This window comes from Labilibaculum sp. K2S (assembly GCF_030372765.1).
Taxonomy (GTDB): Bacteria; Bacteroidota; Bacteroidia; order Bacteroidales; family Marinifilaceae; genus Labilibaculum.
In genome coordinates this window covers 1-19,052 of sequence record NZ_JAUCMW010000017.1, presented here as the reverse complement: position 1 = coordinate 19,052, position 19,052 = coordinate 1, and the positions used below count along the sequence as shown (strand labels likewise).

General features: G+C 35.4%; 11 protein-coding genes. 9 read left to right on the top strand and 2 right to left on the bottom strand.

The annotated features are described in order from the left end of the window. Positions 1-99: 99 nt before the first annotated feature. From QUH73_RS16110 to QUH73_RS16100, 3 genes are all read left to right on the top strand, one after another. Positions 100-3,234, top strand: coding sequence for an efflux RND transporter permease subunit (locus QUH73_RS16110; RefSeq protein ID WP_289531465.1), 3,135 nt, complete (start codon positions 100-102; stop codon positions 3,232-3,234). A 73-nt stretch (positions 3,235-3,307) separates the two neighbouring features. Next, entirely contained in the window at positions 3,308-8,026 is a 4,719-nt protein-coding gene (locus tag QUH73_RS16105) for an efflux RND transporter permease subunit (RefSeq protein ID WP_289531464.1), read from the top strand. A 200-nt stretch (positions 8,027-8,226) separates the two neighbouring features. Then, positions 8,227-8,928 carry a hypothetical protein gene (locus tag QUH73_RS16100; RefSeq protein ID WP_289531463.1) on the top strand — a complete coding sequence of 234 codons (702 nt, stop codon included), beginning with the start codon at positions 8,227-8,229 and terminating at the stop codon, positions 8,926-8,928. A gap of 80 nt (positions 8,929-9,008) precedes the next feature. Here the strand turns inward: QUH73_RS16100 and QUH73_RS16095 are convergent, their stop codons facing one another. After that, the gene (locus QUH73_RS16095; RefSeq protein WP_101309960.1) at positions 9,009-9,371 is read right to left on the bottom strand and encodes a rhodanese-like domain-containing protein; all 363 of its coding nucleotides are present in this window, start codon (positions 9,369-9,371) and stop codon (positions 9,009-9,011) included. 604 nt (positions 9,372-9,975) lie between these two features. Between QUH73_RS16095 and QUH73_RS16090 the strand changes: the two genes are divergently transcribed. Continuing rightward, positions 9,976-10,668, top strand: a complete 693-nt coding sequence (locus tag QUH73_RS16090) for a hypothetical protein (RefSeq protein ID WP_124994580.1) — start codon at positions 9,976-9,978, stop codon at positions 10,666-10,668. A gap of 356 nt (positions 10,669-11,024) precedes the next feature. Here QUH73_RS16090 and QUH73_RS16085 read toward each other — a convergent pair whose 3' ends face one another. After that, entirely contained in the window at positions 11,025-11,447 is a 423-nt protein-coding gene (locus QUH73_RS16085) for a hypothetical protein (protein ID WP_124994581.1), read from the bottom strand. Positions 11,448-12,721: 1,274 nt separating this feature from the next. On the opposite strand from QUH73_RS16085, the gene QUH73_RS16080 reads away from it, so the two are divergent. The 5 genes from QUH73_RS16080 to QUH73_RS16060 all read left to right on the top strand — a co-directional run bounded on the left by QUH73_RS16080 (position 12,722) and on the right by QUH73_RS16060 (position 19,040). Further along, on the top strand, positions 12,722-14,560 hold the full coding sequence (locus QUH73_RS16080; RefSeq protein ID WP_289531462.1) for a KAP family P-loop NTPase fold protein: 1,839 nt from the start codon (positions 12,722-12,724) through the stop codon (positions 14,558-14,560). A 1-nt stretch (position 14,561) separates the two neighbouring features. Beyond that, complete coding sequence (locus QUH73_RS16075; RefSeq protein WP_124994101.1) at positions 14,562-15,302, top strand: hypothetical protein; 741 nt, start codon at positions 14,562-14,564, stop codon at positions 15,300-15,302. Then, entirely contained in the window at positions 15,292-16,662 is a 1,371-nt protein-coding gene (gene qatC, locus QUH73_RS16070) for a Qat anti-phage system QueC-like protein QatC (protein WP_289531461.1), read from the top strand. Before QUH73_RS16075 ends, qatC begins: the two co-directional genes overlap by 11 nt. Continuing rightward, positions 16,659-17,390, top strand: a complete 732-nt coding sequence (qatD, locus tag QUH73_RS16065; protein ID WP_289531460.1) for a Qat anti-phage system TatD family nuclease QatD — start codon at positions 16,659-16,661, stop codon at positions 17,388-17,390. The genes qatC and qatD overlap by 4 nt, the downstream gene beginning before the upstream one ends. 96 nt (positions 17,391-17,486) lie before the next feature. Further along, complete coding sequence (locus tag QUH73_RS16060; protein ID WP_289531459.1) at positions 17,487-19,040, top strand: DUF6883 domain-containing protein; 1,554 nt, start codon at positions 17,487-17,489, stop codon at positions 19,038-19,040. Positions 19,041-19,052: the final 12 nt, after the last annotated feature.

The following is a 19,052-nucleotide window of genomic DNA, read 5'->3' as shown; positions in this document are numbered from 1 at the left end:
TACAATACCTAAACAAACTATTGAATTTACAGATCTGTTTCAAATCATATCCAATATAACATGGCAGTCTATGTCATTCAATAATAAATTGCTTTCAAAATGAAGAAAATAACTCAATTTTCGGTCAATTATCCGGTAACTGTTTCCATGATTGTAATGGCAATATTACTTCTGGGGTACGTGTCACTCGGCAAATTAAATGTTGACCTGTTCCCGGAAATGAATGCACCCCGCATATTTGTGGAAATTAAAGCCGGCGAACGTCCTCCTGAAGAGATCGAAAAGCAATTTATTGAAAACATAGAAGCACAATCCATTCGACAAAAAGGGGTGAGTCAGGTTTCATCCATTTGTATGGTTGGCTCGGCAAGAGTAACTGTTGAGTATTCCTGGGGAAGTGATATGGATGAAGCTTTTCTGAATTTGCAAAAAGCACTAACCGCCTACAGTCAGAATGCCGATATTGATGAATTCACCATTACACAACACGATCCCAATGCATCTCCCATTCTAATTATCGGAATGCTTCATCCGGAAATTAAAGACATGGATGAATTGCGAAAAGTAGGTGAAAATTATATTCGTAACGAGTTGATTCGTTTGGAAGGAATTGCTGAAGTAGAATTGACCGGTACACAAGAGAAAGAAGTACGCATCGAAACCAGCCAATATCTTTTGGATGCCCACAAAATAACCATCGATCAAATTGTACAGAAAATTAAAAGTCTGAACCAAAATGTTTCAGGTGGAAGCATTGTGGAAATGGGAACCAAGTACATTATTAAAGGTGCTGGTTTAATCCGAAATGTTCAGGAAATCGAAAATATAATTGTCGGAACCACACAATCCTCAGCCTCATCGTCTGATCCCATAAATGCAGGAAACCAGGTTCTGGTAAAAGACAAAGTTCCAATTCTTTTAAAAGATGTTGCCAAGGTAAGTTTTGTGGCAAAAAAAGCACAAAATATTGTCCGTATCAATGGCCAAAGATGCATCGGTTTATCCATTTACAAAGAAACGGGATCGAATACTGTTCAGGCAGTTGAAGATTTTGAAAAAACAATGGGTTCCATAAAAAAAGCCTTGCCGGGATATCAATTTATCGTGGTTCAAAACCAAGGTCAGTTCATTCAAAAAGCCATTGATGAAGTAGAAGAAACCGCTTTAATTGGTGTTCTCATTGCCATTCTGGTCCTTTTTGTCTTTTTGCGAAGAATAAAAGTGACCGCAATTGTCAGTTTTGCAATTCCTGTCTCCATCATCGCCACCTTTAACCTAATGTATTTTACCGGATTAAGTTTGAACGTTATGACATTGGGCGGTTTGGCTTTAGGAGCCGGAATGTTGGTCGACAACGCCATTGTTGTAATCGAGAATATCTTTCGGAAAATGGAGCTCGGGCTCTCGGTAAAAGATGCCGCCATAGAAGGAACTTCGGAAGTAGGAGGTGCCATTGTAGCTTCCACTCTTACCACAATCGTTGTGTTTCTTCCTATTGTGTATATGCACGGAGCATCCGGTGCTCTATTTAAAGATCAGGCCTGGACGGTTGCTTTTTCGCTGATAGCCTCTCTTTTTGTAGCTATTTTAATGATTCCCATGTTGTTTCATTACGCCTACAAGGGAAAAGGCAAAAACACAAAATTTAAATCGGTTAAAATCGGTTGGTACGGAACTTTACTGTCCAATTTACTAAACAAACGAAGCCTGGTAATTGGAGCCGCAAGTTTATTAATTGTACTAACAGGACTTATTTTGCCCTATGTTGGAAATGAATATTTACCCAAAAGCGGAGTCGGCGAATTCAGTCTTGATATTCAATTGAAAGAAGGAACTCAACTGGAAAGAACATCTAAAACTGTTGAAGCCATTGAATCCATGCTGAAACAATCCATGGGAAATTATTTCGAAACTGTATACACTCAAATCGGTCCGGGAAGCAGTTCTGCTACCGACAAAGCCGTATTTCAAAATGAAAATACCGCCAGCATAAAAATTCGTTTAAAAAGCGAATACACTGCTCAATCGGAAGCAATACTCGAAAACGTAAGTCAATTGGTTGGTGATATTCCCGATGCGGAGATATCCATTATCCACGATGAAACGGCTTTGCAATCGACCATTGGAACAGAAAGTGCTCCCATTGAAGTTGAGGTGAAAGGAAAAGAAATGAAAGTTCTGGAACAGCTTTCCAAAGAAATTAAAGAACTCCTGACTCAAGTTCCCGATTTGACAAATATAAAAACCAATATTGAAGAAGGAGCCCCGGAAGTTAATGTGGTAATTGATCGCTACAAAGCCGGCCTGTTTAATCTAAGTACAGAAGGAATTGCCAGTCAGCTAAAAGACATTTTGATGGGAAAAGATGCCGGCAAATTCGAACAAGGTGGAGAAATGAATGACATTACCATTCAGATGCCCGAAACAAGTCTGTCTGAATTAAATACGCTTCTGCTAAAAAGCGGAGATCAGAAAATTCCACTCTACGAAGTAGCGCACATCGAAAAATCCTCTTCTCCGAAACAAATGCTAAGACGAAATCAGACCAGAATTGGAAAGATCAGTGCCGATATTCGTGGAGAAGTTGCTTTCGATCAGGTTGTCGATAAAATAAACACCAAACTCGCAAATATTGAATTACCACAAGGCTATCAGGTAAATCTGATTGGCGAAGAACAGAAACGCCAGGAAGCACTCTCCAATTTAAGCTTTGCTTTGATCCTTTCGATCATATTGGTATATATGGTTTTGGCTTCTCAATTTGAATCACTCATTCATCCTTTCACCATTCTACTCACAATTCCATTGGCTGGAGTTGGTGCCATTTGGGCATTTTTCCTTTTGGGTATGCCTATGAACATCATGGCCTACATCGGTATTATTATGCTGGGAGGAATCGCGGTGAACGATTCCATTATTCTGGTCGATGCCATTAACCAATTTAAGGAGCAAGGGAATTCCGTGCGCGATTCGATAATTATGGCTGGAGAAAACAGAATCCGACCAATTGTAATGACCAGTATCACAACCATTTTAGCCTTACTTCCCCTAACCATTGGGTTTGGTGAAAGTGCAGCATTACGGGCTCCAATGGCAATAGCGGTAATTGCAGGTTTAATCACCTCAACCCTGCTAACACTGGTAGTTATTCCTTGTGTGTATTATATTTTCGATAGCATGCAAAGCTATTTTTCGAAATCGGAAAATAAAACATCGAACAACACAATGGAATAAACAGATTTAAATAATAATCTGACAAAACATCAATAAACAGGAACAAGCTAACAGCTAATTAAGCTTAGATTATATGAACTTCATTATAAAAAGAAAGGTTTTAATAGCAATGCTCTTCACCGGGCTTAGCCTGTTGGGGTTTTTCTCCTACAAGCAATTGCCGGTTGAACTGATTCCAAATGCACAGCTTCCTATGTTGTTTGTAGAGGTAGGAACTACTATGGAAGTAGATCCCCGCTATATGGAAAGTGAAGCGATCATTCCTCTGGAAGGAATTGCAGGAGGAATGGAAGGCGTTGAAAAAATAGTCTCTACAGCCGGACAGCAAAGAGGAAGCATCGAAATATCTTTCGAACAGGGAACCAATCTTAAATATGCTTATTTAAAACTGGCTGAAAAGGTAGAGGAAAAGAAAAAAGATCTTCCTCAGGAATTCAGAGTTCAGGTGTTTAAATTCGATATGGAACAACTCAACAACATGTTCATGAATATTCAGGTTCGTGGAAGTGGAGGTGTTGACCGGGTTCGGCAAATTACGGAGAATGAAATAGTCGATAAAATTAAAAATATCGATGGCATTGCCAATGTGGCTCTTTTTGGCGGGCGCGAAAAATCCATTGATATTCTGCTTAGCGATGATGTTTGCAAAAGTTATGGCATAAGTCCGTCGGATGTTCGTTCCGTTCTAAGCAAGAACAGCAACATGCGAAGTTTTGCCGGGAAAGTGATTGAAAATGACAAAATGCACTTTGTGAATGTCATCTCAGAATTTACTGATATCTCAGAATTAAACGAGCTTGTTGTTAAAGAAGCAGGCAATATAAAACTGAAAGATATCGCAGGCATTCGTTTTGGAGTAAAGGAAGAAACCTCATATAGCCGAGTAAACGGAAAAGAAGCAGTAACCCTTCAGCTAACCCGCGATTCTCAATCCAACATCATCGAATTGGCCGACAATGTAATTGCGAAAATTGAAGAAATCAATCAGGAACTGGCAATCAAAGATATTACTGTGGTGGTGCAAACCAACACTGCCGAAACCATGAAAACCAATATCGATTTAATTATTGAACTGGCATTAATTGGAGGACTGCTGGCAATTTTCGTTCTCTGGATATTCCTTAAAAATCTTCGCTTGGTAATCGCAATTGCGCTGGCAATCCCCATTTCGGTTTACACAGCATTCAATTTTTTCTATGCTTACGATATTAGCATCAACACACTCACCCTTTTGGGAATGGCGCTGGCCATTGGTATGCTGCTCGACAACAGCATTGTGGTTCTCGAGAACATTTACCGTCTGGCAGCCCAAAAGAAAGATCCGGACACAGCAGTAATTCAGGGAACCAAAGAAGTATGGCGGTCCATTTTTGCCGCCACACTAACTACAATCACTGTCTTCCTGCCTTTTCTGTTTACATCCAATTTTTTCATCGGATTATTGGGTAAACACATCGGTGTTTCCATCATCTCCACTTTGCTGGTATCGCTGGTTGTTGCACTGCTTTTAATTCCCATGATTACCCACACTTTTCTGAAACGAAAAAACGCTGCGCGTGCCGTTAATTTCCAGAATATTTCCCTCCATAACCGATTGGTACAAATTTATCTGGTAACACTGAAATCGTGTATGCGGTATCCGGGAAGAACTATTCTTGGCGCCTTGGGACTGTTTTTCGTCACCTTACTGATTAGTTTGGGTCTGAGCATGATTTCGACAGAAGAAACCGAAACGAAAGATTTGAATCTTTATGTGACACTTCCCGGCGGAACCACTCTCGAAAACACCGATTTATTCATTCGGGAAGTAGAGCAAAAACTTGATTCTGTTCAGGAGAAAAAAGACATCACCAGTCAGGTTTATGAAGAAGAAGCTGTTTTAACAATCACACTACTTGATGATTATCGCGAGAAGCAAAACCTTTCCATTCCTGGAATTAAGAAAAACATTCTGGAACGTTTGGATGATTTGCCCCGGGCATCCTTCAGCTGGGATCCTCCGGCTACAGGTCGTCGATTTGGCGGTGGCGGAGGTTTTGGCGGCGACAATCCATTTATGGAAATGTTGGGAATGGGCAGTCAAAAAGAAAAACTGATTATTAAAGGTCAGGATTTTAATAAGATGCTCGACGTATCCGAAGATTTGGAATACTATTTAAATCAATTGACTTCCATTAAAAATGTATCGGTTCGAATTCCTGCCAAACGCCCCGAAATGGTCATGGAATTAGACAAACAAATCATGGCGATATACGATATTCCTGTTACATCGGTATTATCGGAATTAAATTCATTTCAAAAAGAATTTTCGAGTGGTGTAAAGTTCAAACAAGGCACCGAAGAGTACGATATAATTATTAAAACACTTGGCGACAATACCGAGCAGGAAACAAGAGATGCAAAAGATCTGCGTAAGCTTACCGTAAGAGGTACTCAAGGCGCTGAATTCGAATTACAGAACATCAGTAATCTGAATTTCACCGACGGATTGTCGACAATTAAGAGGACAAATCAGGAAAAACAACTCGAAGTTGAATATCAGTTTATCGATGAAGTGAACGATGAGAAAGACCTCTTAACTGCATCGAGAGTAGAAGTTGATGAACTGGTTGAACGAATGAATATTCCATCGGGTATTGCGCTGGAAATTATTCATGAGGAAGACAATCTGGCTGAATTTGGCTTTCTGTTTCTGATGGCCATTATTTTGATATTTATGATTCTGGCTTCGGTCTTTGAATCGTTCACCATGCCTATTGTAATGATGTTTTCCATTCCTATGGCTGCAATCGGATCACTAATTGCCTTAATCCTTACCGGAACCTCTCTGATGAACGCCAATGTATTTACCGGACTAATTATTCTGCTGGGGATTGTTGTGAACAACGGAATTATCATGATTGATTATTCAAACGTCCTGCAGAAACGTGGCTACCGGGAATCCAGAGCTCTTATTATGGCCGGACTGGCACGTATACGCCCTATCCTGATTACCGCCATCACCACCATTATTGCTCTAATGCCACTTGCACTTGGCCGTGCCGAATATGTAACAACAATAGGAGTTCCCTTTGCCATAACCGTAATTGGCGGGCTAAGCCTAAGTACAATTCTCACCTTGGTTTTTATTCCAACACTATATGCAGGATTGCGAACCAGTTTAAACTGGATACAAAGCCAGCCCGTGTGGGTAAAAGCTCTTCAAATTACCATTTGGATGATAGGAACCTACTTCATTTACGTGGAAGTAGACAGCAAAATTTGGCAGATCATCACATTCCTGATTTTGCTGTTATCGGTACCCGCATGCATCTATTTTATTCAGGCCAGTTTAAGAAAAGCCAACGAAACGTTAATAGCTCCTGATGATGCTTTGCACATCGAAATTAGAAATTTGGTAAAAATATACGAATGGGATGGTCGGTTTATCAGGGAATGGAAATCAGGACTTAAAATAAGAGAGCGATTGGGTTTAAAGGAATCCTATTCATCTATCCGAGATTTTGTGACCTTAATCTGGCAATTGCCTTTGCTTGCTTTCCTGTTCTTTTTTATTTACTACCATCTCGAAAACAAATACTGGTTGCTTGGCTTGTCCATACTATTCCAAATTCTGATTTTGAATTTTATGGCTCCCGTTATGGAATACCATAATCATCTAAAAAAAGAAAGCAGTAAGAAATGGATGCCCCGATTTATTTACGCACTGCATAAAATCATGTACTGGTTATTCCCGGTACCTGTGTTCGTTTATTTTTATCAGCAATACGAACTAATCGGACTCATTGCTCCCTTGGCCTTTTTCTGGTATCTGGCTTTACTGATCAAAGTATCTTCTGATAAAATTTATCATGAAAAAATAAACATCAACCGAGTGAAAGGCCGATTTAGCGGCATCCGCAAATTCTTCTACCGATTTGTTTTAATCATCCCTGTAATCGGGAAAAAGAAAGTTCCGTTTAAAGCCGTTAAAGGCGTTTCCTTTGATATTAAAAACGGAATGTTCGGATTACTGGGACCCAATGGTGCCGGTAAATCAACCCTGATGAGAATTATTTGTGGTATTCTGGAACAGAGTTACGGGCAAATCACCATTAACGGAATTGATGTACGCGAAAAACGTGAAGAGCTGCAAGGTTTAATTGGTTACCTGCCACAGGAATTCGGCATGTACGAAAACATGAGCGCATGGGATTTCCTAAACTACATGGGAATTCTGAAAAAATTGAGTAACAATACCGAACGAATGAAACGTGTGGAATATGTACTTAAAGCCGTTCACATGCTCGATCAAAAAGACAATAAGATCGGTTCCTTTTCCGGAGGAATGAAACAAAGAATCGGGATTGCACAGATTCTTCTTCACTTACCAAGAATTTTGGTGGTTGATGAGCCAACCGCCGGCCTTGATCCGCGCGAGCGAATTCGATTCAGAAACTTATTGGTAGAACTAAGTCAGGACAGAATTGTGATTTTCTCCACCCACATTATTGAAGATGTTGCCAGTTCGTGTAACCGGGTTGCAGTGATGAAAAAAGGAGAACTAAAATACCTAGGCGAACCGATTCACATGGCAGGCATAGCCGACAAAAAAGTGTGGATGCTGACGGTATCAACCGAAGAGTTTGAAGATTTAAAAACCAAACATGTTATTATTCATCATATGCGCGACAAAGATCAGATTCGGATTCGCTGTTTGGCAGATGAAAATCCGGGTTACGGAGCTGTAAATACAAAAGCAAATTTAGAAGATGCTTATTTGTGTTTGCTGAATGAGGAAGAAAAGGGTTAACCACGAAAACAAAAAAATAATTTAACCACGAAGGTAAAGGAAGTTATTCACGAAAATCACTAAGGAAAATGGAAGGTGCACTTTACGGTAAAAAACAATAATCATATGAAACATCCATGCCAAAGCAATTTTGACACACAAGGGGATGATTATTCCAGCATGGTAAGTTCCATGTAGCAATAAAAAACAAATTTAGACACATGAAAGAAAAACTGATACTCACAACCGATTTTATACGCTACAACATCAAGATTATATTTGCGAATAAATTCATCTATTTTCTGATTGCAGCTTTCGCCTTTTTCCTGATGGTAACCGGTATCATGTTGTTCTCGGATTCGAGTCCCGATGAAGCAGATATTTATAAAAGCTTAATATTTCCGGGGGTTCTGATTTTATTCTACCCTGTTATCTACAACATACAAAGCGATAAAGATACCCGAATGCTCGAAATTCTGTTTGGAATCCCCAATTACAGATATAAAGTGTATTTGGTGCGCTTTGCTCTAAGCGTATTACTTTTGCTATTAACCATGTGCCTGATGTCGTGGATAACAGTGTTTACAATTATCCGCATATCCGTTTTTCATATGGTTTACCAACTGATGTATTGTCTGCTGTTTTTAGCCAGTCTTGCATTCCTTTTGGCCACTCTAATCAAGAATGCGAGTGGAGCCGCGGTAGTTATGGTAATTATTGGTCTGGCATTTTTAATCCTTGCAGAACCGCTTCAATCCAGTAAATGGAACATATTCCTAAACCCCTTCAATGTTCCGGGTGATATGAGTTACAGTATTTGGCAAAACGTGCTTTCTCAAAACCGAATGATGCTGGTTGTGGGTTCAGTCATATCAATTTTATGGAGTTTAATCAACATGCAAAAGCGGGAACGATTTGTATAGGATACCAATCCACTATGAACACAAAGAAAAAAAGCTCAATAATCTAAATTATTGAGCCTTTTTTCTTTTATATCTGCAAGTTATTCAACCTCACTAAGTTGACTGGCTTTCTGTTTCAACTCCTTATTCCAACTGTTCAGTCCGCCTTTTAGATGCGCGGCTCTGTGATAACCCAATTTATGCAGGTAGTTTCTTACTTGCTTGCTTCTAAATCCTACATGACAGAAAATCACCATGTCTTTGTCCTTTGGTAAAAGAGGAAGCTTATCCGGTATCTGATTTACAGGAATATGCATGGCATTTTTGATACCCTCTTTCGCCAATTCATGAGGCTCGCGAACATCAATCAGCAAAATATCATTTCGCTTCTCCATCTCGTTCATCAACTCAAGAGCGGTGTAACTTGTTTTAGGGCCGTTATCGTTATTTTTAAAAAAGAACATATGCTTAAATTTTAAATTAAATATTTATCGTGTCGATGAAATATCAATTCAGATATTATCAACATTAGGTATAACAAATATAAAAAAATAAGCCGCTATCAATCATTTTAAAATAAAAATATGATCGGGCAGAGACTTAAAGTTTGTTAAAAATAAGATTTATGTTCCAGTTATCGATATAATGGCAATTAGCACATACTCCCAAAAGTTCATTTATGAAATGATGCATTAAGGACAAAAATCAATGTTTAATGCAACACAATTAAAGAACTACATAAAATGTACCATGCAATAATTGAGAGTATGCTCATTGATGGCAAAAGCTACAATTATATTCAGAATATGCTTGGCTGTTCCCGACATACCATTTCAAAGGTTGTAAAAAAAGTAGGCGCAATTGATAACAGTAAAGAGAATCAGAAAAGAGTATGTTGAAAATTGACGGTTGTTTCTCCTCCCAATAGCACTATCTAGATGTATTCTATATTGCGCCAGAGTAATAATTATTTTATGATTCATTAATTAGCTTATGTAACTTTCATAGTATAATATACATTATAACATGTTATGCCACATATAAGAAGAACCTATAAAAATTAACACTATGGATAATAAAACTTATAGACTTGATGAAGCAAATGAATTATTAGAGGAACAATTCATAAAAATTATAAAAGATAATAATATAGAATTGCAGAATAAAGATGAAGCGATGAGTCTATTCAAGGAAGACAGCTTTGACATTTATTTTGAGAATGCAAAAAATAAATGTTCTACAAATATAACAAAAGACGAAAATGGGAAAATTCATGTAAAAAGAGTTGCAAATCGATTGGTAAGAAAATACAACTGGGTTATACATGATGATGACTTAAAGTTTATAGATAAAAGTCTTTCTCTTCTACCATTTGTCTCTATGATTTTTATTCAGCAATGGGCAATCCCTACACAAATCATAGGTGTCTCAATATTACTGATAAATTTCTTTTTAAATGCGAAGAAAAAGGGAGCAATATTAGGAGATGATGAATTCTTAACATTATTAATACTAAGATTATTAGAAAAGAATCAAAAACTTAAAAAAGTATCTGACGAGAAAATACTCGAAAATATAAATAAGAAAATTTCTGAAGAATCTAAAAAAAGCAATAAAAATATTCAGGAGATAAAGCAGTGGTCTTCTAAAGAATTAATCGAAAAATTAAAGAAACTCCAAAAGGTAAAGCACAAAGATGGTAAAATCACATCTTTTGTAGATACAGATAATAAAGGGTTTTGGTGGAGTGTTGATGTATAAAATTAAATACGACGGCACAACATTTTGTGCAATTAATGGCAGAATGGCACATATTGAGGTTTGTTTCTCGCTAAAACTTCATCATTGGTTGATAGGAAATTGCCATGCAATCTGCCACTACTCAATCAATTTGACTTTAGCAAAAATATTCCATGAATGTTGGTTTAACAAAAATAACTAATACCAATTTAAAATATTGGTTTTAATAAGAGGACTTCTGGTTTTGAGAATAACATTAATCAGTTACAGGTTTAAACATCTCTTCAAAATGCAATAGGATTAGAGAACTTACAAATAGCGCAAGATAAGGACCTATAAATATTCAATTTATAGGTCTTTAAGAAGAATCAAGATTCTTAATTCAATTCTTGAGTACATATGTTAAAAATGAAAGACTCTGTTATGTGAGTAAAATAAGGATTTTCTTGGGATCCGTCAGTTGTCTTATTTAAAACAGAAACAATAATTGATATTTTACCATTAGAAACTGTTGCATTTTTTGATGTAATAGTATTGGTCATAATTGAGCCAGAACCAGAAGCTGTGACAGTAAAATTTGAAACAGTATTGTTACTGTAATCCAACGCAATAGTTAAATATCCTTGGTAAGTAAATCTTAAATACCCAGACGTACAATCACCAGCCTTATCAATTGAGGTAAAATTTCCTGATCCTGTGCTGCCTCCGCCTTGGTCTCCTGGAACATATTTCCCAGTCTGCTGTGAGAAAGCCGAAATACTAATAAAAAAAACAAATACTAATCCTAATAATTTTTTCATTTTATTTGATTTAATTAAAATAATAATGTATTATGCATTCCAATTTAATAAATATATTTAATATATCATATTAATATTTAAGCATTTAAGAGAAAAAGCTGATTTTTTACTTTAGAATACCTCAAACCCGTTTAGACCCGTCTTAAACCGGTTTTCTGTAGTATGCACTTAATCGCTGAACATCCCTATTTATAAGGCAAAAGCGAAGTTCTTTTCCAGATATCTAAGTTTATTTCTGACTTAGAATACCAGAAACCCGTTTAAACCCGTTTAAACCCGTTTAAAATGGCTTTCTGTTATGCACTTATTCACTGAACGTCCCTATTTATAGGGCAAAAGCGAAGTTGTTTTCCAGATATCTAAGCTTATTTCTGACTTAGAATACAGGAAACCGGTTTAAGCCGGAACGAGCCTTCACTAACAGAGACTACTAATTTATTCGTTTAAACGTTTATTAGCCGTCTTAGAAGGAGTCTACTATCGGGTAATATTATCTAAAAAGCCCCTATTGTAAGGGCATAAGAGCCTTTTTGCTAATAGATACTACTTCTTTATCCGTATAGCCGTTTATTAACCGTCTTGTAAGTAGCTTAAAGTCGCGTGTTATTATCGGCGAAACCCCTGTTTTAAGGGCATACAAGCTTTTTTATCAATGGAAACTACCTATTTACTCGTCTAGCCGTCTATTACCCGTTTTAATAAGTAGCTTAAGGTCAAGTATAATTATCCGGAAAATCCCTGTTTTAAGGACACGCAAGCCTTTTTGTCAATAGAAATTACCTATTTATCCATCTAAACGTTTAATAAGTAGCTCACAGCAGAGTATTACCATCTGTAAGTTTTGTTTTATCAGGCAAAATGTAACTCTTCAACGGAGGGATTTCCCAATTTTTTAAATAACTGTCTTATTCATCCTATTAGACGACTAATTAGCAGTATAAATATCATCTCAATATTGAAGTTTAATTTTCTTTTTAGGTGTGTTTCGATAGCTTGTCTAGTTATCAGGAAGCTATGATTTTCAAAATGAAATCTATTAACATTTACAACTTGGCAGACTTGACAGTACGAATCTTAAATAAAAATTGATAGCTTTATTTAATTTTCATATATCTAAAGATTTCAAAGTAAATATATGCATCTAGTTTTGACTTATACATTCACTTTTCAGAAATATTCTGAATGTTGTAAACTATTGTGTATACAATATTAAAAGACCAGATTAAACAGAGATAACTTAATTAGAAATTACGTTAATTTAAAAAGAACTAAATATGTGGGCTGATAATGTAACCGATAAAGATTTTCTAGGATTTGATGTTCATGCAGACCTTATAAAAGAGTTATTATGCGATGAATCCTTATTACCAATAACTATTGGTTTATTTGGTGATTGGGGAAGTGGAAAATCTAGTATATTAGAAACACTAAAAAATAAAATAGATGACCCTGACAATGGAACTGTTTGCTTGTATTTTAATGGGTGGATATTTGAGGGCTACGATGATGCAAAAGCGGCATTATTAGAATCGATTATTAAAGAATTTGAAGATTCTAAGAAATTTGGAGAAGGTCTCAAAGAAAATATTGGTAAGCTTATTAATTCTGTTGATTGGATGAGAGCCGTTGGTTATGGCTTTAAGAATATTGCAGTCCCTGTTGTTTCTGCATATTTAACAGGGGGAGCAAGTCTTATTCCTCAATTAGCACAAGGCTTGACAAGTGCCGCAGAAAAACCAGAAGAACTGCTTGGCAAAATAAAAAATGGTGAGGCAGAATCCTTTATCAAACAATTTATTAAAACACCTGAGAAAGAGAAAGAAATCTCATCAATAAGGGAATTTAGAAATGATTTTGAGGAACTAGTAGAGAATTCAAAAATAAACAAGCTGGTCATATTAGTTGATGATTTAGACAGATGCACGCCCGATAGAATCGTCGATAATCTAGAGGCAATAAAATTATTTTTAAATGTTAAAAACACTGCATTTGTAATTGGAGCAGACCCCAGAATAGTTAGACATGCCATAGAATATCGTTATAATAATCAATCTTTTAATTCTCCTGACGAAAACAAAAATGACCGTATCGTAAATGATTATCTCGAAAAGTTAATTCAGATACCATATAACTTACCAAAGTTATCAGATTCTGAAGTTGAAACATATATTACGCTTCTTTTCTGTGAACGAGATTTGGATTCAAATGCCTTTCAAAAAGTAATTAACGCTTTTAAACTTTTTAAGATTAAAGATAGATATAGTGTATTTGATTACTCTAATATCCAGATAGTTCTTGATGAATCAGAACTTCAACAATTAAGTAAGAGCGTATCATTAATATCAAAGTTATCCCCAATAATAACAGAGAGCTTATATGGTAATCCTAGGCAAATAAAGAGATTTCTAAACACTTTTATGCTTCGAAAGAAACTTGCAAAAGTTGCAAATATTGATGACTTCAAAGATGATATTCTTGCAAAATTAATGGTTCTAGAATATGCTGAATTAAAACTGTTTGAACAACTTTATAAATGGCAAATATCCCAAAAAGGCAAACCGAAAGAATTAATTGAGATTGAGAATATTTGCGAAGATAAAGCTAAAGCAACTTCAGCGTTGAATGAGAATTATAAATTATGGAATAATTATAAAGTCATTAATTGGGTAAAAGTAGCCCCCAAATTATCTGATTTTGATTTACGCGATTATTTTTGGCTGTCAAGGGATAAACTTTCCGCAATACAAAGCAATACACTGGTTCCTCCTTTCATTAAATCATTATTATTGAAACTTGAAGAAGAATTGCCTGGAAAACTAACAAAAAATATAATTACTGAAGAGCTTATTCCATTGAGTAGTACTGAAAAGGAGTTGTTTTTTACGTTATTAAGTCAACAAATTATTTCAGAACCTGAAAAAAAGCGATTGTATGATATTTTCAACTATTCAATGGATGAAAACATTAATGAATGCATCGATATATATATTAATACAATTTCAAAAATAGGAAGACTTGTTCCTCCTTCGATTGTAGAATCACTAAAAAGATTTGATAATATTCCTGCAATAAATAAAATATTAACCAAGTTTAACCCCTCAAAAAAGAAATAATATGGGAACTTCTCAAGCATATTCTGGATTTTCTAAAAACCCCAATTGGGGGCCACTAAGTGATAGTATAACAAGAGCATGTGATGATGGTAAAATTTCAACTGAAAAATTAGCTAAAATTACTAGTCGTTTTGTTAATTTATTAGGTGGTTCCAATATTGCAGGGAGAGGCGGTTCAAAAATTGGAGGTAAATCAGGTATTCGAACCGCACAAAAAATAGGTGGATTTTTTGGAGATATAAGTACCGTTGGCTTTTCTCAGGCGTTGGTTAATTCAGGCTTTGATTATGACGGATCTCAATCTCCCAATGATTTAATAAATCATCTACTTGAGTATTGCGCTGGTGTTGCTGCAACAATAGATGACACTGCCGCTAAGGAAGCAGAAAGACAGTTATTATGTGAAATCTTAGCTGAAGCAAAAGATTTTCAAGAACTAGAAAGGAATTTCCAAGAAAAAATTGAGGAGTACGGTATTGAAGAATTGATGGTTAAATACTATGCTTTATATATATACGAACATCTTTCAATCGATTTTTATGAAAAACTTATAAAGGATAAAGGAAAGTCTAAGTGTGGCAATCTTTATCGACAATTAAAAGACTTCCTTTTTGAAAAAGTTAAAAATATTTCAAGAAATAGCGATTTGAGTAAAATCCAATGGAATGGCGAAGAAGGTGATAGAATGGTTAAAAATATTTTTGAAGATACATTAAAAGCATTTGAAGGTTATGAAAATTAATTTTGATTACCAAGAACCTACAAAAGGTAAGTTTTCTAGTATGAAACTAAGTTTTGAACCCGAAAACGAAAACAAACAAGAATGTAACTTAAAGGTTAGTTACTCTGAAGTTTACCAAAGAGTTGGATTGCCAAATAATTATGCTTTTGATTTATTATTAATGGGAATCATTACTTATGGTATAGATAATGCAATAAGTAGAGATAAATACTCTATAAATGGTTGGTCGAGGGAATTTGAAGTTTCATTTCCAGTATCAGACCCTCTAAAATGGAATTTAGAAAAAGAAAATTTAGAAAATGCTCTTAACTTTTTGACTGGTGATCTGTGGAATATCTCTTTTGAAGGTCACAAAATAAAATCATATTATTTTCCGACCAAAAAAGATTTAAAAATTTACCATGATAATAGGACTAATCTAAAAGAGTATTCAGTAGTGAGTTTATTCTCAGGTGGGCTTGACTCATTTATTGGCATAATAGATCAATCCGAAGATATGAGAAATAGTAAAATATTACTTGCATCTCATTCTGATGGAAATTTTAAAGGAGTCATGCAAGATCAAGATGATAGCTACAAATCTCTGAAACAAATGTATGACGAAAAGTTGTCGTGGTCGAGGATAAAAGTCTCATTAAGCAATATTACGAATGGTGATAATTATAAAAATGAAATCACAACAAGAAGTCGCTCTCTTTTATTTTTAAGTATAGGAATTCTATATGCAAATTCAATATCAAATGACATTGATGTGTTGATTCCTGAAAATGGTACAATTGCAATAAATCATCCGCTCACTGCTTCTCGTCGAAGTAGTTGTAGTACTAGGACTGCTCATCCTCATTTTTTAACATCATTGCAGAACGTACTTAATCACGTTGGAATATCAAATAAAATTAAGAATCCATACGAACTAAAAACCAAAGGGGAAATGGTCGAAGAGTGCATAAATCAAAATATTTTAGTTAATTCAATGAAACTAACTTGTTCATGCGCAAAAAGAGGACATAATTATCATTGGGATAATAGAACAGGAACAGAACATTGTGGTCGCTGTATGCCTTGCTTATATCGTCGTGTAGCTTTAAATAAGACGAATTCAGATAATGAATTATATGGGATTGATATTTTTAATACTAGCGACGAAAAATTAGAACAGCAAGACCTTCTTGCTTTCTTTGATTATTTAAACAAAGATATTAGCATAGAAGATATTGAAAAAAACATATTGGTAAATGGAGCATTTCCACTAAAAAAAGTTAGAGATTATGCTCTAGTTATTGAAAGAACCCGCACTGAAATAAAAAACTGGATATCACAAAAAGGTAATCAGAAAATTAAAAACAAAATTGGTTTATGATTATAGACACTCATTGTCATTTTGATATGTTTGATATTCCACTACAAATTGTTCAGGAATGTGAGAAACAAAAAATTATAACAATTGGTATGACTAATCTCCCAAGTCATTTTGAAATGGGGTTCCGTCATGTAAGAAAATTTAAATATATACGATTGGCTCTAGGTTTGCATCCATTAATGGCAAAAAGCCATGCTTCTGAATTAATTAATTTTAAAAATAACGTAGATAAAACCTCATACATTGGGGAAGTCGGTCTTGATTTTTCAAAAGAGGGAATTGCTACGAAGCAAATACAATTGAAGAGTTTTGAATATGTATTAAATACAATTAAAGATCAAAAGAAAATTTTGAGTATTCATTCTAGAAATGCAGAAAAAGAGGTGCTTGATTTATTAGTCGCGCATAAAGTGAAAAATGCAATTTTCCATTGGTATTCTGGCAATCTTGATGTATTACAACGTATATTAAAGAATGGCTTTTATTTTTCAGTAAATCCATCTATGATTAAAAGTAAATCTGGTGAAAAAATCATTTCTGATATCCCCTTAGACCGAATTTTAACAGAAACAGATTCTCCATTTACGTCACATAATGGCAGAAAGACAAAACCAATCGATGTAAAATTGGTAATAAGCTATTTATCCAATCATTATAAGCTTTCAGAGAACATGATTGAAAATCAGATTTATACTAATTTCAAAACAATACTTAATAAAATTCGGTAAGATTTTTTCATTCTACAGAGAATAAGCAAAATTGCGATTCATACGAAACAACACGTTTATAAATATTAAAAGATAAATAACAATAAAATAGAGGTCATGAACAAGCTTGATAAATTAAACATGAAACCATTTGCGTTCTTATTTAATGCTGACCACGAAAGCTTAGGTAATTTCTATGGTCAGCCATGCACAACTAGGGTTTTACGAGCTTTGGAGAATAGCAATATAAATTGTTGCTCACAAATTTTACGTGGTGATCTTTTGCCTCACCTTTTTTGCAATAAAACGACCTCTGTCTCTGTCAATAATAATGGTTTAATTAAGGGAAGGACAATATCCTGCAGCAAATCACCTGACATGAATTTGTATAAGATGATAATATGTGACTTTGCTGACTCCTTGACTGAAAAATGGAGTACTATTAATACTATTAAATTTCCTTTTTATTTAGCAAGTAAAAATATATGGACTATAGTATTGCCTACTATTTCTCAAGAGCTAGCAGAGCAAATTGATAACCAATTAAAATCATTTGTCCCTTACTTGGGTGCGTTACATATTGATTCTGGAAATCCTATTCATATAAATCAATTTTCTTTAATTGATAGTGTGTTTTTTGAAAATGGAACTTTATTCTTTAGCCAAAATATGTTCGATGAACCCGAGGAGGATTTTTTTAATGCTCAGTCATATGGCTCTATCAAGGATCCAGTACCACTAGACGGAAATGATTATGTTTTACGCGTTCCTCCCTCATTAACAATGACAACCCTAAGTGCTCGTGGTCATCAATCAGCCTTAAGAATTAAGAATAAATCAGTGTTATCACATCGGGAGAAAGTGGCCTATGCTTTACTTGAGCATTTGCACAAACATCCAGAAATCGAAGAGCTTCATTTTTCTACAGAAATAATAAATGAGCAAGAAGAATTTGTATGTGAGGAAAATAAAGTGAGGAATTACCTTCTTAACATAGGACACCCTGATGGAAAATCAAAAGCCAAATTCTTTATTGAGAATTTGGGTATTGAAAGAAATGATTGGAAATACCTTTCCGATCAAATTGAAGGAGGTATGAAAACTGCTTTACTTTATAGAATTAAAAACAGCAAATATGGTATAAATCATGGTGCAATAATGGAGATAATTGGTCGTAATGGACGAACTGCCATTATTGAAACAGGATGGATGATAAAAAACAATGAAAGCGCTTATTTAGTTACAGCATATCCCCATTCAGATGTTATTTGCGAAAATTTCCGACAACCATTAGAAAACATATCTCCGCTAAATTTGATAGATGATGAAAAATGGAAAGATGTATACAAACGAGCAAATTTAGCTGGTATAACTGCCGCGAACAATTCTATTCCTACGCCTATGACACTCGTTGATATTGCGCCAATTCATGCTGGGGGGTGCGGTTTTGCTTGGGTGACTGTACCTGATGCCAGAAGAGGTATGGCGAAGTGGTTAAAAAAGAATAATATTGGTCACAAAAATCATAGAAGTGGTTGGGATGTGCCAGCTAATCCTGTATCTCCAGATGGTTCATTATGGGATCTTCAATCTCTAGAGCCCAAGGTGGATATTCCGGATCATGTTGCCCCCCTGAAATCGGGATCGGAAAACAAGGTTTTTCCTGCGTAGGGAGAAGTCAAA